The sequence below is a fragment of the Nostocoides sp. F2B08 genome (assembly GCF_009184895.1).
Classification (GTDB): domain Bacteria; phylum Actinomycetota; class Actinomycetes; order Actinomycetales; family Dermatophilaceae; genus F2B08.
The window spans coordinates 96,652-123,533 of the sequence record NZ_WESE01000007.1; the positions used below are offsets into that span (position 1 = coordinate 96,652).

Below are 26,882 nucleotides of genomic sequence, written 5' to 3' on the forward strand. Positions count from 1 at the left end.
CCACGCTCAGCGGTCGGTGCGCAGACCCATCGGACGTCCCACTCACGACTCCTCCAGGGGCATGACCGCGCGGACGCCGAAGCCCGCCCCGCGTGGCCCGGCCTCCAGACGCCCGCCGTACAGGGCAGCCCGCTCCCGCATTCCGATGAGGCCGTGTCCGGTCCCCTCACCACCCTGGAGCCGCCGTGCCGGGCCGGGATCGTCCACCTCGATCCTCACCTCATCCGCGGCGAGGGCGAGCCGGACGCGCGCCCGGGTCGCACTCGAGTGCCGGCGGATGTTGGTCAGCGCCTCCTGGATGATCCGGTACGCCGCGAGGTCGAGCCCTGCGGGAAGTGGCCGGTCGCCGCCCTCGACCTTCAGGTCGACCTCGAGCCCTGTTCCGCGTGCTCGGTCCACGAGCTCCGAGAGCGACTGCAGCCCTGGTTGGGGCGCGAGCTCGATGTCGGACTCCGGTTCCCGGAGAACGCTCACGAGCCGACGCATCTCCACCAGGGCCGAGGAGCCGGTGGAGCGGATCGTTCCCAAGGCGGTCCGCGCATACTCCGGGTCCTCCTCCACGACCTGCTCGGCGGCACCGGCCTGCACGACCATGACTCCGACGGCGTGAGCGACCATGTCGTGCAGCTCCCGGGCTATGCGCGCGCGCTCCTCGGCGACCGCCGCCAGCGCCCTCTCGCGCGCCTGTATCTCGGCGACATGCGCTCGCACGGCCTGCTCACGCGCTCGCGCCTCGAAGACCCGCAGGGCGTTGCCGAGCACGAACGACAGCGTGATCGACGCCCAGTGGAAGATGAGCTCACTCGGGTCGCGCAACAGAGGGATGAACAGGTCGGCCAGTGTCACGAAGGCGATGCCGCAGATGGCGGCGCTCCACCGAACCGGTCGGTCACCGTGCCGGGCGAGGGAGTACACGAGCACCATGACCGGCACGAGCTGTCCGAAGAACAGCACCTGCATCCGGCCGTCCTGTGCCAGCCCCAGGATCGGCCAGACGAGCAACCCGGCGAGAGCGATCCAGGGCCGGGCCCGACGCTGGGTCAGGTGCAGAGCGAACCACAGCACCCCGATCGAGCTGACGACCGGCGAGCCGTCACCCATGACGGACTCCATGGGCAGCCAGATCTCGATCAGGCCCAGGACCGCGAGGAGCCCCGCCAGCGCCAGGTCGAGCGTCCACCGAGAGCGCATCACCGAGGCCACAACACAAATCTAGACGGGATGGACGCCGGTGCCGTCCATCTGAAGTCGACCCTCGATCATCCGACGTCGCAGCCGGACCGGCACAACGCGCGACGTGCGATGTGTCGGTGTCACGCCCGCGGCCGATCCGCACCGACGGGGTCGATCCCTAGCGTCGATGTACGCCGGACCGAAGAGTCCGGCCCCGACCCAGGAGGAACCATGGATCTCGCCCGACTCACCCGGACGACGGTGGCCGGCTCGCTGCTCGCAGCCGCCGTCCTCACCATCGCCAGCATCTCGACCATGCCCGACTTCGCGGGAGACCACGTCTCCAGACTCGAGGCCATCGCCGGCTCGTCGCTGGCCACCTTCTCCGCTCTCGCCTGGGTCGTGTCGCAGGTCTTCATCCTCATCGGGGTCGTCGGCGTAGCACACCTCACCCGGCACCGGGCGCCGGTGCTGTCGACCGTGGCAGCCGTCCTCGTGGGCCTGAGCTGTTTCGGCCACTGCGTCTACGGTGGCGTCAACCTCACGATGCTCTCCATGGCGGACGACCGCGCGGGGATCGCGACGCACGCCGCGGTTCTCGACCGCCTCGAGGCGGGCATCGGCATCCCGTTCATGGCGGCCGGCATGCTCGGGCTCGTCCTGGGCTTCGCCGCCCTCGCCGTCGCGCTGTGGCGCTCAGGAGTCGGACCCCGCTGGGCCGGACCCGCCCTGGTGGCCTGGCTGGTCCTCGAGTTCGTCGGCTCCTCCCTGTCCGAGTGGGCCTTCTACGGATCGGGGCTGCTGTACCTCGTCATTTTCGGCGCCCTCGCGGTTGCCGTCCGGTCCTCCTCGACGTCGCACTGGCGAACGGAGGCCGAGGCCGCAGCGAGGACGACCGACCCGGCAACTGCGCTGGTCTGAGAGCTCTTCGTCCCGAGGGCGTCGTGGCAGGTGGGCACCCGCCGCGACGCCCTAGAGCGTCGCATCGCGCTACGGTGGCCGGACAGCACCCGACGGCGTCTGGGGCGCCACCGGGTCCGCGACACCGAGGAGGACGCCATGGACGACCCCGGCTGGATCTCGATCCTTCCCCCGATCGTGGCCATCACCCTGGTCATCCTGACCCGCAAGGTCGTGCTGAGCCTCGGCGCCGGAGTCCTGTCGGCAGCGGCGATCGTCGCGGGCTTCAACCCGATCGAGACGCTCCGGTTGACCTGGGAGGCCTTCCTCCAGATCTTCTGGGACGAGGGGGCCCTCAACACGTACTACATCTACATACTCGTCTTCACCCTGACCCTCGGGATGATCACGGCCCTGATCCTCATGTCCGGCGGCAGCCAGGCCTTCTCGGACTGGGCCATGACGAAGATCAAGACCCGCCGCGGGGCACAGGGCCTCGGCGCCGGACTCGGCATGGCGATCTTCATCGACGACTACTTCAACGCCCTGGCCGTCGGTCAGGTCACCCGGCCGGTGACCGACCGGCACCGGGTTGCCCGCGCCAAGCTGGCCTATCTCATCGACTCCACGTCGGCCCCGGTGGCGGTGCTGGCACCCTTCTCGAGCTGGGGTGCCTCGATCATCGGCATCATGTCGCCGGTCATCGCGGCCTCGGCCCTGGCGGTCAGCGACGTCGAGGCCTTCCTCGGGGCGGCCGCCACCAACTACTACGCCATGGCCGCGATCCTCACGATCATCCTCGTCGTCGCGCTCCAGGTGGACTTCGGCCCGATGCGGACCGAGGAACGCCGGGCCATCGAAGACGGTCACCCCTACGAGCCCGGCCAGGAGATCCCCGGGGAGCTGACGGAGGACCTGCCGGTGCACGAACCCGGCGCCAAACGCTCACTCATCGTTCCGTTCGTGGCGCTGGTCCTCGGGGTTCTCGGCGGAATCATCTGGACCGGCTACTCCGGAGGTGACCCGCGGAGCTGGGCACCGCTCGACATCCTCGCCAACACCGACGTCACCGAGGCCCTGCTGTACGGCGGCGCACTCGGGTTCGGGACCGCCCTCTACTACTACGCGCGCTACACCAGCGAGAATCCCAAGTTCGGATGGGGAACGCTCGGCAAGGGGCTGCTCGAGGGCCTGAAGTCGATGCTCCCCGCGGTCTACATCCTTCTCCTGGCCTGGGCCCTGGGCTCGCTCATCTCCCAGCTCGGCACCGGCGAGTTCCTCGGCGGACTGGTCGAGGATGCCGGGATATCGCCGCAGTGGCTGGTCCCGGTGATGTTCATCGTCGCCGCTGTGATGGCCTTCTCCACCGGCACGTCGTGGGGCTCGTTCGGCATCCTCATCCCGATTGCCGGAGACATCATGAACTCCCTCGGGGCGACCGAGCAGCTGCTGCCGGCCCTCGGGGCCGTCCTCGCGGGCGCCGTGTTCGGCGACCACTGCTCGCCCATCTCCGACACGACGATCCTGTCCTCGACGGGGGCGGCGTGCAACGTCATCACCCACGTCACCACGCAGTTGCCCTACGCACTCATCGGCGCTCTCGCCGCACTCCTTGCCTACTGCGCGCTGGCGGTCACCGGCAGCGTGCTCGTCGGGTTCCTCACGCTCGTCGTCGTCGTCGCGATCGTGCTCGTCGTCATCCGACGCATGTCCCCCGCGCTCACCGACGAGCGGGTCGCCGCGCGCACTGGCGGCTGACCGCGGCGCTAGGGTCGGCGGATGACCGAATCCACGTCCTCCCGTCTCCTCGCCGCGGACGTCGCCCGCTGTCGACTCACGCACCGACCGGATCCACGGGTCGTCCACGGAACGCCGACCACGGCCAACCGCGTCCTCGGGATGGTGGGCGATGTCGAGGTGGGCGTCTGGGAGATCACCGAAGGAGCGGTCCGCGACACCGAGGTCGATGAGATCTTCGTCGTTCTCTCCGGGACCGGTCGCGTCGAGTTCGAGAACGGCGAGGCAGTAGACCTGGCCCCCGGGGTCGTCGTCCGCCTCCACGCCGGCGAGCAGACGACGTGGACCATCACGAACACCCTTCGCAAGATCTGGGTGGCCTGACCTGTCACGTCGCGCGGGCTCACTCCGCTTCGCGCAGCCCCTGGTTCCACAGCTCACGGGTCTGGATCACCCAGAACGCCGCGAAGAGCGCGATGAGCAGGATTTCGACGACGAGCAGCGCATTGGTCCAGCCGCCCAGGTGGCCGACGACGGCCAGGACGAGGGTGGCGAGCATGGCGACGGCGATACTCCGGTAGGCCATGCTGTATCGGCCTCGGACGGCGCGCAGCGCAGGATGCGTCTCGATGGTCTCCTGCACGTCGCGGGCGTTGACCCAGACGGCCGCCACGATGGCGAGGAACATGGGGACGGCCGCGACGTTGTGGGCGTGGGCCACGAACCCGTCCCGGTCGAGGTAGAACCAGAGCGCTCCCCCGGCCGTGGCCGCGAAACCGAGGAACAGGCCGACCCGGTCCCAGGTGCTGAGGCGACGAGTGCGCCCCCGCTCCCCTCGGGCGATGACGAGCGCGACGACGACGGCGACCGCACCGAGGACGAACAGCGCCTGCATATTGTTGGAGATCGACGCCGTGTCCTGCCCGGTGCCGGCCGGCGATGACGAACAGGCCGAGTATGCGGTGGTCGGGACGAACGCAACTCCCGGAGCGAGGATGCCCGCCAGGTTGAGCAGCACGTCCTCGGCTTCGTCGTTGCCCTTCAGGGCGATCAGGCAGATCCCCATCGTGACGAGGACCCCGACGAGGACGGCGCGCCCGGGCGTGTGCCAGTACGCGGAGATCGTGGGCTGCACGCACTCCCGGTCGACCGCGAGCCACTCGATCGCCAACGCGGCGAAGAGCAGCACGACGAGACCGACGAGGGCCAGTCGGAGGTACCGGTAGGTCTTGATCGCGGCCAGAGCCGGAGTCTCCCTCATGCGTCCTCGTCTCGAAGTCCTCGGACCATGCGGACCTCGACGAGTCCGTCGAAGTCCGCGTCCACGCGCTCGTCACCGTCGGGCTCGAAGCCGTTCCGGGTGTAGAAGACGCGGGCCCGGAGGTTGTCCCGAGCCACCCAGAGCTCGGCCGTTCGTGCGTCGAGGACCGTGTCGAGGAGGGCCTGCCCCACTCCCCTGCCGTGCCAGGCGGCGAGGACGTACAGGATGAAGAGCTGTTCGGGCGCCCGTCGCGAGAACCCGGGCGGCGGACGAGTGGGCCCCGTCAGGGCGAGCCCGACGATGCCGTCAGGAGTGCGGGCGACCGCTGCGGGGTAGTCAGGACCGGCCGACGTGAGCACTCGGGTCCAGAACTGTGTGCGCCACTGCAGCGCGGTGGCTCCGTAGAAGCGGTCGGCAAGGATGTCCCCGTACGTCTCGCGCCAGGTGCGCACATGGACCCGCGCGACCTCCGGCGCCTCGGCGGGTGCCGGGGTGTCGATCCAGAAGGCCTGCCCCACGCGGGCCACGATACTGAGGCGGACGGACACCCGTCTCCGCGAGCGGCCCGGCATGTCGGCCTCACTACTCTTGGACGGTGACCGTCCCCTCCCCCGAGCTGCTCGACTGTGAGTACTGGCGGGCTGGCCGTTGCCGGTCGTGCACGTTCATCGAGACGCCGTACGAGCGTCAGCTTCGGCAGAAGGCCCGAGATGTCCGCGGGGCGCTCAGGGAGGTCGTCCCGGCCGGGGTCTGGGTTCCGCCACGAGCGAGCCGGCCGGCGCACTTCCGGAACAAGGCCAAGCTCGTCGCCGGTGGTCGCCCCGGGGCGGTGCGTCTCGGCATCCTGGACGGGAACCGGCGCGGTGTGGACCTGCGGGACTGCCCACTCCACGAGCCGGGTCTGCGCGACACCATCCACGCGGTGGCCGGAGTCGTCGACGACCTACGCCTCCTGCCCTACGACGTGCCGCAACGGCGCGGAGAGCTGAAGTACGTCCTGCTCACCCACTCCCCGGACGGCGAGACGATGCTGCGCCTGGTGCTGCGGACCCGGCACCACCTCGAGAAGATCACCGACCGGCTCGACATCATCCTCCGGCGGGTGCCGTCCGCGCGGGTGGTCTCGGTCAACCTCCATCCCGAGCACAAGGCGGTCCTCGAGGGCGCGGAGGAGATCGTCCTCACGGAGCAGTCCACACTGCCCATGCGGGTCAACGACGTCACCCTGCACCTGGGGGTCCGCAGCTTCTTCCAGACCAACACCGACGTGGCCGCCTCCCTCTACCGGACGGCACGCCGATGGGTCGCCGACCTCGACGAGGACGCCGGGCCGGTCGGCTCGGTCGCCGACCTCTACTGCGGCGTCGGCGGGTTCGCCCACCACCTCACCGCCCCGGGTCGACCCGTCACCGGGGTAGAGATCTCCGAGGAGGCCGTCGCGGCCGCCCGCCTCACCGGCACCACTCCCCCGCCGCACTTCCGCGCGGGCGACGCCACCGCATACCTGCGGGACACCCCGGCGCCGGACCTCGTCGTGGTCAACCCGCCGCGGCGCGGCATCACCGGACTCGCGGGTGACCTCGAGCGCAGCGACGTCCGGCACGTCCTGTACTCCAGCTGCAACCCCGACAGCCTGGCCGCCGACCTGGCGGCGATGCCGTCATTGCGGCCCGTGCGCGGCAGGGTCTTCGACATGTTCCCCCAGACCGGGCACAGTGAGGTCCTCGTTCTCCTCTCGCGGCCCTGAGACATCCGCTTGGATGATCGGTATGCGTTGGGTCTCCGCGGCGGTCGTCACCGCTGTCGTGTTCGGTCTCCTCGACGCGATCTGGCTGGGACGGATCGGGCGGCCGATCTACACCGACCGGCTCGGCGAGCTCCTCGCCCCGAGGGTCGACATGACGGCGGCGCTGCTCTTCTACGCGATCTACGTGCTCGGGATCACCTACCTCGTCACGGTGCCGGCGCTGGAGCGCGACTCCCCGCTCTCGGCAGCCGTCGGTGGCGCCGTCCTCGGACTCGTCGCCTACGCCACGTGGAACCTGACCAACCTCGCCGTGCTCCGTGGCTTCCCCGCCTCGATCGTACCCATCGACATGGCCTGGGGAGCCGTCGCCACCGCAGTCACCGCCCTTGTCACCGTCCTCGTCGTCCGCGCCCTGCCCTGGGTGTCGTCATGACCCATGTCGACCTGTCCGGTCTCCTCATCGGCGCGGCGACTGCCGCGGTGCAGATCGAGGGCGGTGACACCGGCAACCAGTGGCACGAGTTCGCGCAGGTGCCCGGGCGCATCGTCGACGGCAGCACGCCGACGCCGGCGACCGACCACTGGACCCGGTGGCGGGAGGACACCGACCTGCTCGCCGAGCTGAACCTGGGGATCTACCGCCTGGGCCTGGAGTGGTCGCGCATCGAGCCCGAGCCGGGCCGCGTCGACCAGTCGGCCGTGGATCGCTATCGCGAGGAGCTCACCGAGCTCGGCCGTCGCGGCATCCGTCCGCTCGTGACGATCCACCACTTCAGTCACCCGACCTGGTTCGAGGACCGCGGGGGGTGGACCGCTCCCGACGCCGTCGAGACCTTCCTGGCCCACGTCGAGCGTGTCGTCACCCGCTTCGGCGACCTGGTCTCCGAGTGGGTGACGATCAACGAGCCCAACGTGTATGCGTCGAGCGGGTTCCTTTTCGGAGAGTTCCCTCCAGGGCACACGGGTGGGTGGACCGAGATCCGCCGCGTCCTCAACGCGATGGCACGAGGGCACTGCCGCGCCTACCACCTCATCCACGACCTGCAGCCGGATGCCAAGGTCGGCATCGCCCACCACCTGCGCGTCTTCGCCCCGCTGAACGGGCGCAACCCGGTCCACCGCCTGCTGGCCCGCACGAACGCCTACCTGTTCCAGGAGGCCATCACCGATGCGATGCTCGGCGGTCGGTTCCCTCGCGTGCTCGGCGCCCAGCCCGCCGACGTGACCCCCGGGACCCACTACGACTACCTCGGCATCAACTACTACTCGCGCAGCGCCGTCAGCCGACTCGCGGACGGCCGCTTCGACGGGGTCTCCGTCAACGACCTGGGCTGGGAGATCCATCCGCAGGGCCTGGTCGAGGTGGCGCGGTGGCTGCACGGACGCTTTCCCGGCCCGATCTGGGTGACCGAGAACGGCACCGCCGACCGGGACGACGCCTTCCGCGCCCGGTTCATCGCCGACCACCTGACCGCGATGGTCTCGAGCGGACTCCCGTTCGAGCGCTACTACCACTGGTGCCTCGTCGACAACTGGGAGTGGGCCCAGGGATACACCGCGCGGTTCGGGCTCGTCGAGCTCGACGTCGACACGATGGAGCGCCGGGTGCGGCCCTCGGGGCGGTTCCTCGCCCGCGCCGTAGCCGCCGGGGGCATCGGCGACGCCTTATACGAGGAGTTCGTCGCGGGGCACGACTACCCGACGACACCCTGACCGTCGGGGCGGTCGACGATCCACCAGGCCGAGAGCGGAGGGAGCCACACCAGACCGTCCTCGCCCGGGGCGATCCCGTGGTCCCCGAGTGCGTTCCACGGTGAGCCGATCCCCATGCCGGCGACCACCGCATACGCGAAGGGCCGCCAGCTCTCGGTGACGTTGTAGACCGTGACCATCGGCCCGCTCGGGTGCTCCCGGATCGCCGCGAGGATCCCGTTGTCGGTGTCGCGGACGACGCGCGAGGGCGCTTGGGCGTGCAGCTGCGGCAGCGACGTGCGCACGTGCGCCAGATGGCTCAGTGCCGCGAACGCCCGGCCCTCGACCGTGCGCCGGTCATGGCGGCGTTCCGCCGCGGTCCAGTCCAGCCGGGGTCGGTGCGCCCAGCGGTTGTCGTCCTCGTGGCCGGGCTCGTCGGCCCAGTTCGGGTCGTTCGGCGTCGCGAGCTCGTCGCCCGACCAGATGACCGGTAGTCCGCCCCAGCCGTAGATCATGGCGTGCGCCAGGACGTACCGGGAGAGCGCTGTGTCCAGCCGCTCCCCCGTGGCCCCTCCCATGCCGAGCAGCGACGCTGTCGTCCCACTCGTACGCATGTCGCCGGTCTGCTCGTTGACCTGGAACAGCATCCCGTCGGCCCAGGAGCCGGGGAAGCTGCCGTCGTACCAGCGCGCCAGAAAGCGCCGGTGCTCGAAGCCGGAGACCCCGACCTCGCCCGCGTCCCGGTCGTCGATGGCCCAGCCGATGTCGTCGTGGCAGCGGACATAGGTGATCCACGTGCCGAGCGGCGGTGTGGCCGGCAGCGAGGTGAGGGCGTGCCGGGCGAGGAAGGTCTCCTGGCTCGCGAGCATCGACCAGATCTGGACCATCAGTGAGTTGTGGTACGCGAGGTCGCTGACCCGGCCCACGTGCCGCCCCACCCCGAGGTACGGCACGAGGTCGCGCGGCCCGACGATCGCCTCGGCCTTGAACACGACAGCAGAGGCCGCGATCCGCGCCACGGTCCGTAGGACCTGGGTCAGGTCGTGGACCTCGGGCTCGTTCTGGCAGGTGGTGCCCATCCGCTTCCACGTGAAGGCGATCGCGTCGAGACGCAAGACCTCGACGCCGAGGTTGGCGAGGAACAGGATGATGTCGACGTACTCGGTGAGGACGTCCGGGTTGGCCCAGTTGACGTCCCACTGCCACTCGTTGAAGGTCGTCCACACCCACCCCTGCAGGTCCTCGTCCCACGTGAAGTTGCCGGGCGCGAAGTCGGGGAAGACCTCGGGCAGGGTCCGCTCGTAGGCGTCCGGAACGGTGCGGTCCGGGAAGATGTGGAAGTAGTCGCGGTAGCGCTGCTCACCGGACCTGGCCCGCTCGGCCCACTCGTGCTCTCGGGCGACGTGGTTGAGGACGAGGTCCATGACGAGCGAGATCCCGTGACCGCGCAGGGTGGTCGCGAGGTGGCGCAGGTCGTCCGTCGTCCCGAGGTCGGGTCGGATGGTCCGGTAGTCGGCGATCGCGTAGCCGCCGTCGTTGTCCCCGTCGCGAGGTTTGAGCGCAGGCATGAGGTGGAGGTAGGTGACACCGAGCTCGCTCAGGTAGTCGACCTTCTCGGTCAGGCCCATCAGCGTCCCGGCGAAGCGGTCGGCGTAGCAGGCGTACCCCACCTGGCCGGGCTGTTGCAGCCAGTCCGGCGTCAGCGCCCGCTTGTAGTCCAGCAGGTGCAGGTCGTCGGTTCGTTCGAGGTATGCGCGGGTCGCCCGCTCGACGAGGTCCGCCGCGACGGCCCCGGGGTCGCCGTCGGGGTAGAGCCGCTCGAGCGGTTGGAGGAGATCGTCCCAGAACCGGTCGATGCGCACGAGCAGCGCGCGGCCGTGCTCCGCGGTGCACCGGGACTCGCGCAGGTGGGCGGCGGTGGTCCGTCGAACCTGCTCCGGCGCGCGCATCATGGGCAGTATTCAACACCACACGAAAACGCTTTCGCAGCGTCGTGGCCCCACGGGATCGACAACGCACCCGACTCCACCCACCGTGCGGGCGGGCGACCCGCAGCGAGCGGCGGGTGGCTAGGCTCCCTCGACGAACAACGATGCGTCCCCGGCTCCCTGCCGGGCGATGACGGGCGTCCCGTCGGAGAAGTCCACGACGGTGGTGGGTTCGAGTCCGCACTCCCCCTCGATGATGGCGTCGACGAGGTGGCCGATCTCGTCCCCGACGACCCACCCCTCGGTCAGCGGCTCGTCGTGATCCGGCAGGATCAGCGTCGACGACAGCAGCGGCTCCCCCACCTCGGCGAGGAGGGCCGAGACGAGGCGGTGGTGCGGAAGGCGCACACCGACCGTCTTCTTCTTGGGATGCATGAGGCGGCGGGGCACCTCCTTGGTGGCCGGGAGGATGAAGGTGTACGGCCCAGGCGTCGCCGCCTTGATCGCCCGGAACACCGAGTTGTCGATGAGAACGAACTGGCCGAGCTGGGCGAAGGATGAGCAGACCAGCGTGTAGTGGTGCCGTTCGTCCAGCCGCCGAATCCGGGCGATACGCTCCTTGCCCTCCTGGTTGCCGAGCGCGCACCCCAGGGCGTAGCCACTGTCGGTCGGGTAGGCGATGAGACCCCCGTCAGCGAGGATGGCGGCCGCCTGGGCGATCAGGCGCGGCTGCGGGTCGTGGGGGTGGATGTCGAGATATCGGGCCACGGCTCACTCCACCTTCATCTCGACCGGAGTCCCGAGCTGCACGGTCCTGGACACGGTGCACAACCTGTCGTGCGACATGGCCACCGCACGAGGGAGCATCTCGCGCGCCCGATCGCCGTCGGCCCCGGCGGGGAACCGCACCGTGAAGGTGACCTCGAGGTCGGTCATGTGGTTACCGTTCTCCGGGTCCGTCGCCTTGACCCCCGTCGACGTCGCCGCGAACGCGGTGGGCTCGGCCCGACGGCTGGTCACGATGTCGACGTCGACAGCCGAGCAGCCCGCTATGGCGGCCAGGAGCAGCTCGACCGGCGTGAAGTCCGCGGTTCTGCCGTTGCCGAGCCTGATGCTCCCGCCCCGCTCGTTGGTGACCTCGTACACACCCTGGGCCACCCTGCTGAGAGCGACACTCCGACGGCCCAGTCCGGTTCCGCCGGTCGGTTCGGTGCTTTCGCCCATCGTCGATTCCCTCACTCTCGCCGAGACTCCCACAGGCACACTAGAACAGAATGAGCCGCATGCACCCCCAAGCCGCGCGTCCAGCCCGCCATGACCGGGGCCGCCTGGTCCTCGTCCGCCACGGGAAAACCGAGTGGTCCGAGAACGGCCGGCACACCGGCACGACCGACCTGCCGCTCCTCCCCCAGGGCGAAGCCGATGCCCGGGGACTGGCCGAGCGGCTGGCTGCGTTCGACGTCGGACTGGCACTGTGCTCACCGCTGCGCCGGGCTCGCCGAACAGCGGAGCTGGCCGGCTTCCCCGACGCGGTCGTCGACGACGACCTCCGCGAGTGGGACTACGGCGGATATGAGGGACGCACGACCCCGGACATCCGCGAGGAGCTCGGCTACGCGTGGACCGTCTTCGATGACGGCGTCGTGCCCGGGGACAGCCCGGGCGAGACCGTCGAGGAGGTCGCGGCGCGCGCCTCCCGGGTCCTCGACCGCGTCAGTCCGGTCCTCGCCGAACGCGACGTCGTCCTGTTCGGGCACGGTCACGCGTTGCGGGTCCTCGCGGCGACCTATCTGCGTCAGCAGCCGCGGTTCGGTGCCCACCTGCTGCTCGACGCCGGATCCCTGTGTGTGCTCGAGGTCGAGCGCGGGCAGCCGGCGGTCAAGCGCTGGAACGCGTAGAAGAGGGAACCTGCCACGTGTGCACCGCCTCGTTGGTGTGCATGTTCTCGACGTAGCGCTCGAGCATGCCGCGCAGGGCGCTCGCGCGATCCTGGCCCTGGTCCTCGAGCGCCCGGACCGTGTCGGTCTGCCACGTCGCTCCGTTGGCGCCGGTGGTGGCCCGACCCTCGATCACCGTGAGGTACCGGTCCGTGACCGAGCTCGCCACGCCCCAGTCCGCCAGCCCTTCATGGGCCATCGGCAGCAAATGGCGCAGGACGAGCTCGTCGACGCCGACCTCCCCGAAGCCCGGCCAGTACACCCGCGACTCGATCCCGCGTCGGGCGCATTCCTTGAAGTTCTGCTCGGCGGCGGCGAAGCTCATCTGGGTCCAGACCGGACGGTCCTCCTGGGAGAGGGTCCGGACGAGCCCGTAGTAGAACGCCGCGTTCGCCATGACGTCGCAGATCGTCGGCCCGGCCGGTAGCACGCGGTTCTCGACGCGCAGGTGCGGCTTGCCGTCGACGGTGTCGTAGATCGGGCGGTTCCACCGGTAGACCGTCCCGTTGTGGAGTCGGAGCTCGGCCAGCTGGGGCGCGCGGCCGCTCGCGAGGACGGCCACCGGATCCTCGTCGCTGCACTCGGGAAGGAGGGCAGGGAAGTAGCGCACGTTCTCCTCGAAGAGGTCGAAGATCGAGGTCACCCACCGCTCACCGAACCAGACCCGGGGACGCACGCCCTGGTTGCGCAGCTCGATCGGTCGGGTGTCGGTCGCCTGCGCGAAGAGCTCGATGCGGGTCTCCGCGTGCAGGCGGCGGCCGAAGAAGAACGGCGAGTTGGCGGCGAGGGCGAGCTGCGGTCCGGCGATCGACTGCGCGGCGTTCCAGTAGTTGGCGAACTCGGTGGGGGCGACCTGGATGTGCAGCTGGACGGAGGTGCAGGCCGATTCCGGTGCGATGGAGTCCGAGTAGGTCGCCAGCCGCTCCCCCGTCGGCCCGTCGATGTCGAGGTAGATGTCCTCACCCCTGGCCACGAAGATCGAGTCGTTCAGAGCGGTGTAGCGGTTGTTGTCGCTGATCCACTCGCCCGCGAAGTGCTCGGGCATGATCGTCGGGAGGATGCCGATCGGCACGATCCTGGCCCCGACCTCCTGGGCCCGTCGCTCTGCCTCGTTGAGCGAGTCCCGCAGCTCCTGCTCCAGGCCGAGGGCCTCCTCCCCCGGCAGGGGCCGAGGATCGACGTTGAGCTCGATGTTGTACTGGGCGAGCTCGGTCTGGTAGTCCGGGTTCGCGATGTGTTCGAGGACCTCGGCGTTGCCGAAGCGTGGTTGGTAGGCGTCATCGACGAGGTTGAGCTCGATCTCGAGGCCGGTGAGCGGTTTGTCGAACTCGAACTGGCTCGTGGCGAGCATCTGCTCGAACACGTCGAGGTTCTGACGGACCTTCTCGCGGTACCGCTGCCGCTCCTCGCGGGAGAAGCTTTGTGCACTGACTTCGGCTCCCATGACCCGATCCAACCAGAGTGTGGGCGCGCGCGGCAGGCTATCGGGATCCCTCGTGGCCCATCGCCCTGCGCAACACGCGGACGAACCGCGGGGCCGACCCTCCCGGGCGCTGTCGGTGCGCTCTCCTAGCCTGCTGGTATGCGGTTCCTCCACACCTCGGACTGGCACCTGGGCCGGGCCTTCCACCAGGTCGGTCTGCTCGATGCGCAGCGGGGCTATGTCGAGCACCTCATCGAGGTCGTCCGGACCGAGCACGTCGACGCGGTGCTCATCGCCGGAGACGTCTACGACCGGGCCATGCCCTCCCCGGACACGGTGGAGCTGTTCAGCGAGACCCTCGTGCGGCTCGTCGACGCCGGTGCCCAGGTCATCGTCTCGAGCGGCAACCACGACTCGGCCGTCCGCCTGGGGTTCGCCTCGGGTCTGCTCGAGCGGGCGGGCGTCCACGTGCGCACCGGGCTGGGGGACGTGGCTCGACCGGTCGTCGTGCGGGACACAGCCGTCTATCCCATTCCCTACCTCGAGCCCCGCCTCGTCGCACCGATACTGCACTGCTCGCCCACGCATACCGACGTTCTCACGACCGTCCTCGCCATGCTCCCCCCCGCCGGACTCGTGCGCGGCGCCACGACGTCGGTCGTCATGGCCCATACGTTCGTGACCGGGTGCGCGACCACCGACTCCGAACGGGACATCCTGTCCGGGGGGTTGGGCGCCGTCCATCCGGACGTCTTCGCCGGCTACTCCTACGTCGCCCTCGGGCACCTCCACGGTCGCCAGCAGGTTGCGGAGACCACCCGGTACAGCGGATCTCCGGTCGCGATGTCCTTCAGCGAGGTCGGCCACACCAAGGGCAGCCTGCTCGTCGACCTCGACCCGTCGGGTGCTCGTGTCCAGACCGTCGAGGCTCCCGTGCACCGCCGGATCGCCACCTTGCGAGGCGAGCTCGACGAGCTCCTGACCTCGCGCGCTCACGCCCACGCCGAGACCGCCTGGTGTCAGATCACGCTCACCGACGCGCATCGTCCGCTGGGCGCGATGGACCGCCTGCGCTCCCGGTTCCCACACACCCTCGAGCTCCGCTTCGAGCCCAGTGGCGGGTCTTCGCAGCACTCGACCTACACCGCCCGGGTCGCCGCCCGCACGTCGTTGGACGTGTGTTGTGACTTCCTGTCGCACGTCCGTGGCGGAACACCGACCACGAGCGACGAGACCGGCCTCTTCGAAGAGGCCCTCGGACGCTCACGGGAGACCCGGGCGGCGACGCGCGACGAGGGGCAGGTCGGCGCCGCATGAGGCTCCACGCCCTGCGTGTCGCCGGGTTCGGCCCCTTCCCTGACCCGGTCGAGGTCGACTTCGACGCGGTGTGTGCGGCCGGCCTCTTCCTCATCCACGGTGCAACCGGGGCGGGCAAGACGAGCCTGCTCGACGCCGTCTGCTTCGCGATCTTCGCGGATGTCCCCGGCTCCCGGACTCGACGCGGCCTCGTGAGCGACCACGCGCCCGAGGGCACCCGTCCTGTCGTCACCCTCGAGTTCACCTCGGGCGGCCGGAGGTTCCGGATCGAACGGAGTCCCGACTACTCTCGCCCGAAACGCCGCGGCTCGGGCACGACCCGGGTCCCGGCCTCGGTGGTTCTCGCGGAGCGGACCGGGATGGGTTGGCGGCCGCTCTCCACACGGCACGACGAGGTGGCCGACCTGCTAGACCAGGTGCTGGGGATGGGGTTGGCGCAGTTCGCCAAGGTGGTCGTGCTCCCGCAGGGCGACGTCTCGGCGTTCCTCCGCGCCTCGCCCGAAGACCGCCGGGCGCTGCTCGAGCGGCTGTTCGACATCTCCACCTACATCGACGTCGAGGAGTGGCTCGTCCAGGAGCGTCGGCGCACCGCTGCCGTCGTCGAAGAGCTCGCGGCGGCCCTGAGCCGCGAGATCGACCGCCTCGACGACCACGCCCCGGATGCCGGGGAGCAGCCCTGGGGCGAAACGCCCTCGGATCGTCTGCCCGAGCTGCTCGCGACCCTTATCGGTGATCTCGAACGCGAGGTCGGTGATCTGCTCGCCGCCGCCGATGCGGCGACCGGGACTCTCTCCGCAACCGCTCGGGCCGCCGAGGTGGGCAGGACCCTCGCCGCTCACCGCGAGCGCGGTGAGCGTGCCCAGGCGCGGCGCACCGCGGAGCTGGCCCGCTGCGCCCGGATCGAGGAGCTGCGCGTCCAGGTCGCCCGCGCGCTCGCCGCGGACGGTCTCGCAGGCCACCTCGACGGCCTGGAGCACGCCGTGCGTGACGAGGACTCCCACCTCGCCGAGCTCGGCGGGGCAGCCGCGGGGCTCGGTCTGACACCGGAGACGGTTGACGACGGGCTGGTGGCGGAGCTTGTCGACGGCGTGCGCGATGGTGACGCCGTGGTGTCGGAGCTGGCCCACCTCGCCGACGAGCTCGCCCGGGCCGAGGCGCTCCTCGACCGCGCGAGGACGACGGCGACGTCCGCGCTCGCCGTCCTTGACTCCGCGGTGGACCGCGCCGAGCACGCGCAGGCCGAGGTCGTCGGCGTCGGGCAGCGGCTCACCGACCTCGGCGGTATCTCGACGCGGTTGACCTCGGCCACCCAGGAGCGGGCAGCCGTGGGTGAGCGGCTCGGACTGCTCGAGGAGCTGACGTCGCTACGGCGGGCTCGGTCCGAGACGACGTCCACCCTCACTGATGCGCGTGAGCGACTCCTCGGGGCGCAGCAGACCGTCATCGACCTGCGACAGAGGCGACTCGAAGGGATGGCGGGCGAGCTCGCGATGGGCCTGGAGCCCGGTCAGCCGTGCGCCGTCTGCGGAAGCACGGCGCACCCCGATCCGGCATCCGGCGCGTCGGTCGTCGACGCCGAGGAGGTCCTCGCCTGGGAGGCCCGACTGGAGGGCTTCCGCACCGAGGTCGCAGAGCTGGACCGTCGTGCCGCCGCACAACTGGCGCGCGAGGAGTCGCTGCGGGACCGCCTCGGCCCGGAGTCCGAGGCCGATCCGGCGGACCTGCGCCGGCGCAGGGACGAGCTCGCGGCGACGATCGAGGAGGCCGGCCGGGGCATGGACGAGATCGCCACGCTCGAGGAGCGTCTCGACGCCGCCCGCACCGCCGCCGCGGCTGCATCGGCGCGAGTGGCGGAGTCCTCCACCGCCGCGGCCGCCGCCTCCTCCTCGCTGCGCTCGGCGACGACGGCGCGCGACGACCTCGTCGACCGAATCTCGTCGCGAGCAACCGCTCACGACGACTGCCCCTGCGGCGGAGGCGCCGCGGACCACGACGACGTCAAGGCCGTCGTCACCCGGCACCGCTTGTTCGCCGCTGCGGTCGACCGCCTTCGCGTCTGCCACGGCGCCCTCGCGGATGCCCAGGCCCGACGGGCCGATCGGGAGGCGGCCGCCCGCCACGCCGCCGCCGAGCGAGGATTCGACGGCCTGGACGCGGCGCGGACCGCCCGATGGCCCCCCGCGACCCTCGACGGTCACCGGGCCGTGATCGCCGAACACGAGCAGACCCTGGCGGTCACCGAGGCCACACTGACCGACCCGCCCGTCAGCGTCGCTCTCACGGTCGACCCACCCGATCTGGACGCCCTCGAGCGGGCCGAAACACGGGCCCGGCGACTCGTGCGCGAAGCCCAGGCCGCGCATACGGCGGCCGAGACCCGGCTCGGCGTCCTGCGCTCGATTCTGGGTCCTCTCGCGGTGCTCACCGACCGGCTGAACTCGGCCCGCACCCGGGCCGCCGAGGTCAAGGACCTGGCGGATGCCGTATCGGGTGTCGGCGGCGGAAACACCTTGCGGATGCGGCTCTCGTCGTACGTCCTGGCGGCTCGGCTCGAGAAGGTCGTCGCGCTGGCCAACGAGCGCCTGATCCGCATGGATGCCGGGCGCTATCTCCTCGAGCACAGTGACGACCGGGTCGCGGGCTCCGGCCGGAGCGGTCTGGATCTTCGGGTGCTCGACCAGTGGACCGGACGGGCCCGTGCCACGTCGTCGTTGTCGGGGGGCGAGTCCTTCATGGTCTCGCTCGCGCTCGCGCTGGGACTGGCCGATGCCGTGCGCGAGGAGAGCGGTGGTGTCGACCTCGGCACGCTCTTCGTCGACGAGGGGTTCGGCAGCCTCGACGACGAGTCGCTCGAGCAGGTCCTCGGCGTGCTCGACGGACTACGCGAGGGAGGCCGCGCCGTCGGCGTGGTCTCACACGTGGGCGACCTTCGCTCCCGCATCACCCATCAGGTGGTGGTGACCAAAACCGCCACGGGCTCCGCGGTCGAGGTGCGCGCCGGGGCGTGATTCGTCTGCCGTGCGGTCGATCGCGGTCGACGTGGCGGGTGTCAGTCCTCGAAGGCTTCCGGGGACGGGCAGGAGCAGACCAGGTGCCGGTCGCCGTAGGCGCCGTCGATGCGTCCGACGGGCGGCCAGTACTTGTCCGTGCTGGAGACCCCGGCCGGGAAGGCCGCCGACCCTCGGTCGTAGGGATGCTCCCACTCGCCGGCGAGGCTCGCGCTCGTGTGCGGCGCATGGCGCAGCACGCTGTCGGCGACCGCGACCTCACCGCGCTCCACCGCCGCGATCTCTGCGCGGATCGCGATCATGGCGTCGCAGAAGCGATCCAGCTCACCGAGGTCCTCGCTCTCGGTCGGCTCCACCATCAGCGTGCCCGCGACCGGGAAGGACATGGTGGGGGCGTGGAACCCGTAGTCGATGAGCCGCTTGGCGATGTCGTCGACGGTCACGCCGCTCGCCTTCGTGAGAGGCCGGACATCGAGGATGCACTCGTGGGCGACGAGCCCGTGGGCCCCGGTGTACAGGATCGGGTAGGCGTCGGCCAGTCGCGTCGCGATGTAGTTGGCGCCGAGAACAGCGACCTGGCTCGCCTTGCGCAGACCGTCGGCACCCATGAGGCGGATGTAGGTCCACGAGATGGGCAGGATGCTCGCCGAACCGAACGGAGCCGCGGCGACCGGACCCACTCCGGATGATGGGCCGTCGCCGGTGAGCGGATGGTTGGGAAGGAACGGGGCGAGGTGCTCACGCACGCCGACCGGCCCGACGCCGGGTCCTCCGCCTCCGTGAGGGATGCAGAACGTCTTGTGCAGATTCAGGTGCGAGACGTCCGCGCCGAACCGACCGGGACGCGCCAGCCCGACCAGCGCGTTGAGGTTGGCACCGTCCACGTAGACCTGGCCGCCGGCGGAGTGCACCTTCTCGCAGAGCTCGGTGATGGTGTCCTCGAAGACGCCATGGGTCGACGGATACGTCACCATGATCGCGGCAAGCCGATCCCCGTGGGTCTCGATCTTCGCTTCCAGATCGGCGAGGTCGATGTCACCGCCGGGTCCGGTCGCGACGACGACGACGCGGAGGCCGGCCATGACGGCACTGGCCGCGTTCGTCCCGTGTGCACTGGCGGGGATGAGGCAGACGTCGCGCCCGTCGTCACCGTTGGCTCGGTGATATGCACGGATGGCCATCAGTCCGGCAAGCTCGCCCTGGCTGCCCGCGTTGGGCTGCAGACTGACGGCGTCGTAGCCGGTGATCTCGCAGAGCCACGCCTCGAGCTCGGCGATGAGGCGTCGGATGCCGGCGCTGTGCTCGCGTGGGGCGAACGGGTGGAGGTGGGCGAACTCCGGCCACGTGATCGGGATCATCTCGGTGGTCGCGTTGAGCTTCATCGTGCACGAGCCGAGCGGGATCATGCCGCGGTCGAGGGCGAAGTCGCGGTCGCAGAGGCGCCGCAGGTACCGCAGCATCGCGGTCTCGCTCCGGTACGAGTGGAAGGTGGGGTGGGTGAGATAGTCACCCACCCGGGCCAGGGGTCCCCCCATGGCGACAGGAGCAGCCTCGGGCTCGGCGTCCACCCCGAAGGCCTGAGCCACCGACCTCAGGTGCTCGTCGGTCGTTGTCTCGTCCACGCTGAGCCGGATCTCGTCGGCATCTGCGCGCCAGACGGTGATCCCCCGCTCGAGGGCGGCGGCCACGATGTCGTCCGCCCGTCCGGGGACGCTGACCGTGAGGGTGTCGAAGAACGACCCCTCCCTCACGGCCTGTCCGCCCCTCCGCAGCGAGTCGGCCAGCGCCTCCGCCTTGCCGTGAACCGTCTCGGCGATGTGCCGCAGCCCGTCGGGTCCGTGATACACCGCATACATGGCGGCGATCACGGCGAGGAGGACCTGTGCGGTGCAGATGTTCGACGTGGCCCGCTCCCGCCTGATGTGCTGCTCACGGGTCTGCAGGGCGAGTCGATAGGCGGGCGCGCCGGCGCTGTCCACCGAGACGCCGACCAGGCGCCCCGGCATCGTGCGCTCCAGACCGGCGCGGACGCTCATGTACCCCGCGTGTGGACCACCGAAGCCCATGGGCACACCGAACCGTTGGGTACTGCCCACGGCGACGTCCGCCCCCCACTCCCCCGGCGGCGTCAGGAGCGTCAGGGCGAGCAGGTCGCATGCGGCCGTGACGAGGGCGCCTGCCGCGTGTGCCGCACCCGCCAGCGCGGACCAGTCATGGATCAGCCCGTCGGCCGAGGGGTACTGCACGATCAGACCGAAGACGTCGTGCCCGTCGGCTGCCGACCGCAGCGCGGCCTCGTCGCCCACCGTCGAGAGGTCGGCCACCAGGACAGTCAACCCGAGCGCCCTGGCGCGGGTCTCGATGACGGCTCGCGTCTGCGGGAACAGCTCGGCGTCGAGCAGGAGGACCGCCTCGTCGGCCAGCTTGCTCCCGCGGCGCATGAGCGTCATCGCCTCCGCCGCCGCCGTGCCCTCATCGAGGAGGGATGCTCCGGCGGTCGGCAGTCCCGTGAGATCCGAGACGACGGTCTGGAAGTTCAGGAGCGCTTCGAGACGGCCTTGGGAGATCTCAGGCTGGTATGGGGTGTAGGCGGTGTACCAGCCCGGGCTCTCGAGGACGTTGCGTTGGATGACCGGCGGCAGGATCGTCCCGTAGTACCCCATCCCGATCATCGAGGTCGTGATCCGGGTCTCCCGCGCGAACGAGCGCAGCTCGTCGAGCACCGCATGCTCCGACCGTGCCGCCTCGATCGTCAGATGCGGTTCATCGGCGATCCGGGCAGGAACTGCGGCGTCGGTCAGGGCGTCGAGGGTCGGGAAGCCGACGCGCTCGAGCATGACCGCGAGGTCGGCGTCCCGAGGTCCGATATGCCGGTCGGCGAATGCGGGCACGGGACGGTCGGTCGCTGCGGAGGTGGTCACAGAGGCACTCCTGCTGTCGCAAGGCGCTCGGCGAGCGCGCGGGGGTATGCCTCCCCATCTGTCACCCGTCGGTGGACTCCAGAGGTGCCTGACCCGTGCGGTCCCTTGCGCCTGAGAGGTTCCGGGGAGGTTTGCCCCTTCGGCGCCCCGGTCATGACCGAGGTCTCTCCCACACGGTGTGAGCAGCGGGCATCAGGGTACCGCACGTCCTGTCCCGCCGTCGGTCGGTCGTGGGCACGTCGTCCGGTGCACGGCGCGCCGTGGCATGACAAGACCGGTCTCAGGCGAGCCTGGCCGCCCGCCGCGCGCTGAGCTCGTCCCCCGGGTGCGCTGGAGGCGCATCGTCCTCGGGGCGCTCGCTGGGGAGCTCGGCGAGCTCCCCCTCGACCTCGCGCCACACCTTGCCGAGAGCGATCCCGAAGACTCCCTGTCCCCCTGCAAGAAGGTCGACGATCTCGTCCGCGGAGGTGCATTCGTAGACCGTCGCGCCGTCACTCATGAGGGTGATGCCCGACAGTTCCTCGACTCCCGCCTGACGGAGTGAGGTGATGGCCAGCCGGATCTGTTGGAGCGACACCCCGGTGTCGAGGAGCCGCTTGACGACCTTGAGGACCAGGATGTCGCGGAAGCCGTACAACCGCTGGCTTCCCGACCCCTTCGCCGACCGGACACTCGGCTCGACCAGCCCGGTGCGGGCCCAGTAGTCGAGCTGTCGGTAGGTGATCCCCGCGGCCTTGCAGGCCGCCGGGCCCCGGTAGCCGGTCTCCTCGCTGAGCTCGGTGCCGCCGGCATCGAAGAGGACGCCCTGGGAGCCCACCGGAACCGTGGTAGGACGTGTCGGCTGCTCTGCCGTGCTCATCGGGGCTCCTCATCGGTCACACATGTCACACCTGTCACAGTGCTGTCTGTCCCAGACGGTACGGCCAGCCTCGCCATGGCGTCAATCATCCACGCGGAGCGTCGTCGGACTCACTGCCGGGCTGGTCCTCGTCCCCCGCATGCTCGACGAAGTCCTCAGGAGTCACCGACTCGAGGAAGTCCTTGAACGCCTCGACGTCGTCCTCCTGCTCCTCGGGCATGTGAACCCCGGCGTCGTCGAGGACGGACTGGCTGCCGAGGACCGGCGCACCGACGCGTAGTGCGATCGCAATCGCATCCGATGGGCGCGCGGAGATCTCGACCCCTCCGTCGATGACCAACGTCGCGAAGAAGACCCCGTCGACGAGGTCGTCGATGCGCACCGCCGACACCTCGTGTCCGAGCTCGGCGAGGACGTTGACGATCAGGTCGTGCGTCAACGGTCGGGGCGGTTCCACACCCTGCTGGACGTACGCGATCGCCGTGGCCTCCGCCGCGCCGATCCAGATGGGCAGGTACCTGTCGCCGTCACGCTCGCGCAGCAGGACGATCGGTTGGTTCGTCGGCATCTCCACGCGGACGCCCATGACCTCCAACGGCTTCATCCCTCCACGGTACTCCCCTCCTGCCCCGTGGAGAGCACGCCGCCGAGGCCCTTGCTCACGAGAGCGGCATGGATGGTCTGTAGGTGGCGGGCGATCTGTCCGGCCCGCGCCTGGCGGCCCCCTCGGCCGCTCGGCGCGAGCATCTGCTCGATGAGACCGACCTCCCGGTCCGCGGTCGCTTTGAACGGCCGTAGGTGCCGCGGCTCGAGCCCGAACTGCTGCAGCCACACGACCGCCTCGAGGATCTGGAGGTCCTCAGCCGTGAATCGTCCGCTCACGTCGCCCCCGAGGACACCCATATCCACGAGCGACGCCACAAGGGAGGCATCGGCATCGGCGGCGTCGGCCAGATCGTCGGCGGTCAGACGCAGCGGCCGGGGCGGCGGCACCGGGGTCGCGGTCGACTCACCACGGTCCAGCGTCTCAAGGGCCTCCCGAATCACCCGCAGGGGCCAGAAATGGTCGCGCTGCGCTGCGAGGATGTAGCGGAGCCGTTCGACGTCGCGGTCCGAGTAGGTCCGGTAGCCGGAGCCCGTCCGGGTGGGTGTGAGGAGTCCCTCCGCCTCGAGGAAGCGGACCTTGGACACCGAGAGGTCCGGGAACTCCGGACTCAGGCGGGCGATGACCTTCCCGATGGTCAGTCGCGTCGTCGACGCGGCCCGAGCGGGTCTAGGAGTCGGCCCGGCCGGCATAGAAGACCAGGCGGAACTTGCCGATCTGGACCTCGTCGCCGGTGTGCAGGACGGCCTCGTCGATGCGCTCGCGGTTGACGTAGGTGCCGTTGAGGGAGCCGACGTCCCGAACGGAGAACGAGTCCCCCTCCCGGGTGAAGACCGCGTGCTTGCGCGAGACCGTCACGTCGTCGAGGAAGATGTCGGAGTCCGGGTGGCGTCCGGAGGACACCGAGGCGTCGTCGAGAAGGAACCGCGCGCCGGTGTTCGGGCCCCGCAACACGACGAGCAGCGCGGTGCCCGGTCGCAACGCGTCGACGGTGGCCTGGTCGGCCCGGGTCAGGACGTGGTCCGACTCCGTCGCCTCGATGTCTGCTCCCCCCACACTCGGGAACCGCATCGTCGTCGACTCGCGCGACTCGGTCATCGGGCTGTCCTCAGCCCCGGGCTTATCACTCATCTCGTCCTCCACTGAAGCATCGTAGACGTTGACCTGGACATTCGGCTCGTTAGTCGAGAATCGCCGAGTAACCCTCGGCGTCGAGCATCGCCGCTGGGGCGGCTCCGTCCGAGAGTCGCAGGTCGTACATCCATCCCTCACCGTACGGGTCCGTGTTCACCGACTCCGGGGTCGAGTCGAGTGTCTCGTTGACGGCGACGATCTCGCCGTCTGCCGGGGCGTAGAGGTCGCTCACGGACTTCGTCGACTCGACCTCCCCACACGCCTCGCCGGCGCTGACCCTCGCACCGACGGCCGGGAGGCTGACGAAGACGACGTCGCCGAGCGCCTCGGCGGCGTAGGCGGTGATTCCCACGCGCACGACACCGTCGCCCTGCTCCTTGACCCATTCGTGCTCAGCCGTGTATCGCAGGTCGGCGGGGATCTCACTCATCACTGCTCCTTGCTGTCGAGGGTGCCATGCGCATGCGGGCGGGGATGACTCACGAGCGCGCCCGCGAGGTGGCGGTCGGCTGCATGGTCACGACGTGGGGCTCGGGACGGGCCGAGCGTACTGAGGGGTGGTGGGGCTGTGCAACGAGGTGATGTCGAGGCTATCGCGCTGGTCGATGGTGGCGTCGGCGTTCAGTCGTCGAACCGACTCGCGAACACCGCCCGGGATGTCCATCGCCGCTGCCATGGTGGGCGGGTCTCCGATCGCGCGGATGACGTATGGGGGGCGGATCGGCTGTCCGGAGACAGTGACTCCGTCGTCGAGATCGGTGAAGTACGTCGATGCGACGACCCGGACACCGTTGATCTCGACGGCCTCGGCGCCGGCATCGCGAAGCTCCTGCAGGGTGTCGAGCAGGAGTGCGGCGCTGACCTGGCGCTCGGGATCGGTGACGGTGAGGACGATCCCGGGACCCGTGGCGGCGACCGTTCCGGAGAGCACTTGAATGGAGTCCAGACGCGCCTGTGCCGCAGCGCGAGCCTCCTCGGATGTGGCACCGGCCGCGAGCTGACTGCGGGTCTGCTCAAGCTCACGGATCTCCCCGGACAGGCGGGAGTTCTCCTGCGTCACGTTGTCGAGGATGCGGACCAGCTCCTCCTCGCGGAGGTTGGCCAGGCCTTCGAGGTCGGTCTGCCGGACCTGTGCCGCGATCGCGAAGCCGAGGGCGAGGGCCAGGAGACCGACGATCACATTCGCCCGCGTCGCACGCGGACGGCCCATCAGCCCGAGGCGCCGCCAGGCCGCCCACCCGGTCACCGACCCACGCACCGGGGTCTCACCGTCACCCGGCTCAGAAGAAGGGGGGGACACGGCGCCGTCGGGGTCGGCGTCGGTTCTGTCCCTGCGGGTGTCGCTGTCGCCGCCGGGCCCTTCTGCGTCGGGCAGCTCGTCAGGCATGGGGTCGTCGGGCATGGGGTCGTCAGGCATGGAGTCGTCAGGCATGGAACAGATGACGTCGGATCGACGCGACGTTGGAGAAGATCCGGATTCCGAGCACGACAACGACCCCGGTCGACAGCTGCGAGCCGACGCCGAGCTGGTCACCGATGAAGACGATCAAGGCGGCCACCACGACATTGGAGAGGAAGCTGATGACGAAGACCTTGTCGTCGAAGATGCCGTCGAGGACGGCGCGAATGGCTCCGAAGACGGCGTCGAGGGCTGCGATCACGGCGATGGGCAGGTACGGCTGCATCCACACCGGCACGCTCGGGTCGAGGACCAGCCCGATGATCAGCCCGACGATCAGGGCGATGGCAGGGATCACTGCTCGGCTCCCGCAGGCCGGGGTGCGGCGTTCTCCACCCGCAGCGCGGACGCGCTGTCCATCGTGATCTCCTCCTCGGTGAGCACATTCGCCCTGATGCCGAAATTGTCGCTCAGCGCCTTCAGGTACGCGCCACCGTCGCCGGCGGTGAACTGTGATTCCAGCCGGTCGGGGTCGCCGATGGCCCTGATGACATACGGCCGGGGCAGTGGCCGGTAGTTGACGAGGATGGCCTCGCCGGCGAACCGGATGGCCGAACGGCTCGTCAGCCGTTGGCCATTGACATCGATCGCTTCTGCGCCCGCCGCCCAGAGGGCGTTGACGACGATCTGGAGGTCGCGGGAGAGCACGCGCCCCTCATTGCGAGCAGCCGGGTCGGTCGACTCGTCGAACGGTGCGTCGTCGACCGTGATGACCAGGCCCGGGCCCTGGACCGGAACAGCGCCGACGGTCGAGAGCAGATCTGAGGTGATGCCCGCGGCGGCCGGCCCGGCCGTGTCGCGCAGGATCTGTTCCTGGGCGAGAGCGACCTCCGACTGCAGTTCGCTGACGCGGGCGGCGTTCGCGTCAGCACGGTCCTGTCGCGCCTCGATCTGCTCGATCAGATCGGCTCGCGCCGCACTGCGCTCGGTCTCACGTGCACCGAGCGTGCGCGCCGAGACGCCGAAGACGAGTCCGATCACGAGCAGGGTGACGACGACGAGACCGCTCGACGGACGAGGTGCGGTGGAGGCGCCCTCCCGAGCACGCCGTTGAGCGGCGGCCGCGTACCCCGGGTCGATCGGGCGCTCGAGGAGCTCGTTGATGAGCGACATCGACGCGTCGCGTGGTCTTTTCCCGGTGCCGACGCTCATGCCGCATGCCCCGCTGCCGCCGCCCGCGCTCGGTACTCTCGCAGGTCGCGGAGCTGGAGCACGTAGATGTATGCGGCGAGCCAGTACAGCGCGGTCCCCCACCAGACGAACGCCCACCCGAGCGGCTCGGCCCAGGCCTGGAGCGGCTCGCTCACCTGCGCCAGCAACAGCACGGGGAAGGCATAGAGCAGGTTGAAGGTCGCTGCCTTCCCGACGAAGTGGACCGGAAGCCCGATCTGCCCCAACGACCGCACGCGGAGCACGACCACCGCCATGAAGACCTCGCGCGCGACGAGGATGGCCACCAACCACCACGGGATGATGTCGCGCCACGCGAGCCCGAGAATGGTCGTGAGGATGTAGAGCCGGTCTGCGATCGGGTCGAGGAGCTGGCCGAGCCGGGACTCCAGGCCCATGGACCTCGCGATCTTGCCGTCGAGGTAGTCGGTCGCCCCCGAGAGGGCCAGCACGACCAGGGCCAGCACATCGCGTTCGCTGAGGATGGCCCAGAGGAAGACGGGGACCCCGATCAGGCGCACCACGCTGAGCACATTGGGCACGGTCAGGACGCGGTCGGAGACCAGCCCCGCCGCACCGTGCTCCCCGGTCTCGCGTGCCACCACGCCATCA

26 protein-coding genes and 1 riboswitch are annotated in these 26,882 nt (G+C 70.0%); of the genes, 9 read left to right on the plus strand and 17 right to left on the minus strand.

Going from position 1 to position 26,882, the window contains the following annotated elements; genetic code table 11:
* Positions 1 to 42: 42 nt before the first annotated feature.
* Positions 43 to 1,203: a sensor histidine kinase gene (locus GA707_RS15225; protein WP_152179296.1), complete on the minus strand. Its 1,161-nt coding sequence runs from the start codon at positions 1,201 to 1,203 to the stop codon at positions 43 to 45.
* A 201-nt stretch (positions 1,204 to 1,404) separates the two neighbouring features.
* Here GA707_RS15225 and GA707_RS15230 point away from each other — a divergent pair, with 201 nt between their 5' ends.
* From GA707_RS15230 to GA707_RS15240, 3 genes are all read left to right on the plus strand, one after another.
* Positions 1,405 to 2,094, plus strand: a complete 690-nt coding sequence (locus GA707_RS15230; protein ID WP_152179297.1) for a hypothetical protein — start codon at positions 1,405 to 1,407, stop codon at positions 2,092 to 2,094.
* Between the two features lie 138 nt (positions 2,095 to 2,232).
* On the plus strand, positions 2,233 to 3,831 hold the full coding sequence (locus GA707_RS15235) for a Na+/H+ antiporter NhaC family protein (RefSeq protein ID WP_152179298.1): 1,599 nt from the start codon (positions 2,233 to 2,235) through the stop codon (positions 3,829 to 3,831).
* Between the two features lie 21 nt (positions 3,832 to 3,852).
* Positions 3,853 to 4,194, plus strand: coding sequence for a cupin domain-containing protein (locus tag GA707_RS15240; RefSeq protein ID WP_152179299.1), 342 nt, complete (start codon positions 3,853 to 3,855; stop codon positions 4,192 to 4,194).
* A gap of 19 nt (positions 4,195 to 4,213) precedes the next feature.
* On the opposite strand, the gene GA707_RS15245 is transcribed toward GA707_RS15240, so the two are convergent.
* Positions 4,214 to 5,071 (minus strand): hypothetical protein, encoded by an 858-nt coding sequence (locus tag GA707_RS15245; protein WP_152179300.1) that lies wholly within the window; start codon positions 5,069 to 5,071, stop codon positions 4,214 to 4,216.
* The gene (locus GA707_RS15250; protein ID WP_226963842.1) at positions 5,068 to 5,589 is read right to left on the minus strand and encodes a GNAT family N-acetyltransferase; all 522 of its coding nucleotides are present in this window, start codon (positions 5,587 to 5,589) and stop codon (positions 5,068 to 5,070) included. The genes GA707_RS15245 and GA707_RS15250 overlap by 4 nt, the downstream gene beginning before the upstream one ends.
* A gap of 77 nt (positions 5,590 to 5,666) precedes the next feature.
* Here GA707_RS15250 and GA707_RS15255 point away from each other — a divergent pair, with 77 nt between their 5' ends.
* Genes GA707_RS15255 through GA707_RS15265 form a run of 3 tightly spaced genes read left to right on the plus strand, consistent with a single transcriptional unit; the run spans position 5,667 to position 8,531 of the window.
* Entirely contained in the window at positions 5,667 to 6,818 is a 1,152-nt protein-coding gene (locus GA707_RS15255; protein ID WP_226963843.1) for a methyltransferase domain-containing protein, read from the plus strand.
* Between the two features lie 22 nt (positions 6,819 to 6,840).
* On the plus strand, positions 6,841 to 7,251 hold the full coding sequence (locus tag GA707_RS15260) for a DUF2177 family protein (protein ID WP_152179302.1): 411 nt from the start codon (positions 6,841 to 6,843) through the stop codon (positions 7,249 to 7,251).
* Entirely contained in the window at positions 7,248 to 8,531 is a 1,284-nt protein-coding gene (locus GA707_RS15265) for a glycoside hydrolase family 1 protein (protein WP_152179303.1), read from the plus strand. Before GA707_RS15260 ends, GA707_RS15265 begins: the two co-directional genes overlap by 4 nt.
* Here GA707_RS15265 and GA707_RS15270 read toward each other — a convergent pair.
* The 3 genes from GA707_RS15270 to GA707_RS15280 all read right to left on the minus strand — a co-directional run bounded on the left by GA707_RS15270 (position 8,513) and on the right by GA707_RS15280 (position 11,662).
* On the minus strand, positions 8,513 to 10,462 hold the full coding sequence (locus GA707_RS15270; protein ID WP_226963844.1) for an alpha-amylase family protein: 1,950 nt from the start codon (positions 10,460 to 10,462) through the stop codon (positions 8,513 to 8,515). The genes GA707_RS15265 and GA707_RS15270 overlap by 19 nt on opposite strands.
* 117 nt (positions 10,463 to 10,579) lie before the next feature.
* On the minus strand, positions 10,580 to 11,206 hold the full coding sequence (locus GA707_RS15275; RefSeq protein ID WP_152179304.1) for an L-threonylcarbamoyladenylate synthase: 627 nt from the start codon (positions 11,204 to 11,206) through the stop codon (positions 10,580 to 10,582).
* 3 nt (positions 11,207 to 11,209) lie between these two features.
* A complete protein-coding gene (locus GA707_RS15280; protein ID WP_152179305.1) occupies positions 11,210 to 11,662 on the minus strand; it encodes an OsmC family protein in 453 nt (150 codons plus the stop codon).
* Between the two features lie 59 nt (positions 11,663 to 11,721).
* On the opposite strand from GA707_RS15280, the gene GA707_RS15285 reads away from it, so the two are divergent.
* On the plus strand, positions 11,722 to 12,336 hold the full coding sequence (locus GA707_RS15285; RefSeq protein WP_152179306.1) for a histidine phosphatase family protein: 615 nt from the start codon (positions 11,722 to 11,724) through the stop codon (positions 12,334 to 12,336).
* On the opposite strand, the gene GA707_RS15290 is transcribed toward GA707_RS15285, so the two are convergent.
* Positions 12,317 to 13,819, minus strand: coding sequence for a glutamate--cysteine ligase (locus GA707_RS15290; RefSeq protein ID WP_152179307.1), 1,503 nt, complete (start codon positions 13,817 to 13,819; stop codon positions 12,317 to 12,319). The two genes, GA707_RS15285 and GA707_RS15290, sit on opposite strands and share 20 nt — an antisense overlap.
* A 138-nt stretch (positions 13,820 to 13,957) precedes the next feature.
* On the opposite strand from GA707_RS15290, the gene GA707_RS15295 reads away from it, so the two are divergent.
* Together GA707_RS15295 and GA707_RS15300 are read left to right on the plus strand one after the other, a co-directional pair.
* Positions 13,958 to 15,115 (plus strand): exonuclease SbcCD subunit D, encoded by a 1,158-nt coding sequence (locus GA707_RS15295; RefSeq protein ID WP_152179308.1) that lies wholly within the window; start codon positions 13,958 to 13,960, stop codon positions 15,113 to 15,115.
* Complete coding sequence (locus tag GA707_RS15300; protein ID WP_152179309.1) at positions 15,112 to 18,123, plus strand: AAA family ATPase; 3,012 nt, start codon at positions 15,112 to 15,114, stop codon at positions 18,121 to 18,123. Before GA707_RS15295 ends, GA707_RS15300 begins: the two co-directional genes overlap by 4 nt.
* Positions 18,124 to 18,164: 41 nt before the next feature.
* Here GA707_RS15300 and gcvP read toward each other — a convergent pair whose 3' ends face one another.
* From gcvP to GA707_RS15350, 10 genes are all read right to left on the minus strand, one after another.
* Positions 18,165 to 21,044: an aminomethyl-transferring glycine dehydrogenase gene (gcvP, locus tag GA707_RS15305; RefSeq protein ID WP_152179310.1), complete on the minus strand. Its 2,880-nt coding sequence runs from the start codon at positions 21,042 to 21,044 to the stop codon at positions 18,165 to 18,167.
* A gap of 88 nt (positions 21,045 to 21,132) precedes the next feature.
* Positions 21,133 to 21,226: riboswitch (glycine riboswitch) on the minus strand.
* A gap of 98 nt (positions 21,227 to 21,324) precedes the next feature.
* Positions 21,325 to 21,903 (minus strand): MerR family transcriptional regulator, encoded by a 579-nt coding sequence (locus GA707_RS15310; protein WP_152179311.1) that lies wholly within the window; start codon positions 21,901 to 21,903, stop codon positions 21,325 to 21,327.
* A gap of 85 nt (positions 21,904 to 21,988) precedes the next feature.
* Entirely contained in the window at positions 21,989 to 22,507 is a 519-nt protein-coding gene (locus GA707_RS15315; RefSeq protein ID WP_152179312.1) for a bifunctional nuclease family protein, read from the minus strand.
* A complete protein-coding gene (locus GA707_RS15320) occupies positions 22,504 to 23,199 on the minus strand; it encodes a MerR family transcriptional regulator (RefSeq protein ID WP_152179313.1) in 696 nt (231 codons plus the stop codon). Before GA707_RS15320 ends, GA707_RS15315 begins: the two co-directional genes overlap by 4 nt.
* Positions 23,177 to 23,638 (minus strand): FHA domain-containing protein, encoded by a 462-nt coding sequence (locus GA707_RS15325; protein WP_152179314.1) that lies wholly within the window; start codon positions 23,636 to 23,638, stop codon positions 23,177 to 23,179. Before GA707_RS15325 ends, GA707_RS15320 begins: the two co-directional genes overlap by 23 nt.
* A gap of 49 nt (positions 23,639 to 23,687) precedes the next feature.
* Positions 23,688 to 24,071 carry a glycine cleavage system protein GcvH gene (gene gcvH / locus GA707_RS15330; protein ID WP_152179315.1) on the minus strand — a complete coding sequence of 128 codons (384 nt, stop codon included), beginning with the start codon at positions 24,069 to 24,071 and terminating at the stop codon, positions 23,688 to 23,690.
* A gap of 87 nt (positions 24,072 to 24,158) precedes the next feature.
* Complete coding sequence (locus GA707_RS15335) at positions 24,159 to 25,073, minus strand: DUF881 domain-containing protein (protein WP_226963845.1); 915 nt, start codon at positions 25,071 to 25,073, stop codon at positions 24,159 to 24,161.
* Positions 25,066 to 25,398, minus strand: a complete 333-nt coding sequence (locus GA707_RS15340) for a small basic family protein (protein ID WP_152179316.1) — start codon at positions 25,396 to 25,398, stop codon at positions 25,066 to 25,068. Before GA707_RS15340 ends, GA707_RS15335 begins: the two co-directional genes overlap by 8 nt.
* A complete protein-coding gene (locus GA707_RS15345) occupies positions 25,395 to 26,252 on the minus strand; it encodes a DUF881 domain-containing protein (RefSeq protein ID WP_152179317.1) in 858 nt (285 codons plus the stop codon). Before GA707_RS15345 ends, GA707_RS15340 begins: the two co-directional genes overlap by 4 nt.
* The gene (locus tag GA707_RS15350; protein WP_370460050.1) at positions 26,249 to 26,875 is read right to left on the minus strand and encodes a CDP-alcohol phosphatidyltransferase family protein; all 627 of its coding nucleotides are present in this window, start codon (positions 26,873 to 26,875) and stop codon (positions 26,249 to 26,251) included. Before GA707_RS15350 ends, GA707_RS15345 begins: the two co-directional genes overlap by 4 nt.
* Positions 26,876 to 26,882 lie beyond the last annotated feature (7 nt).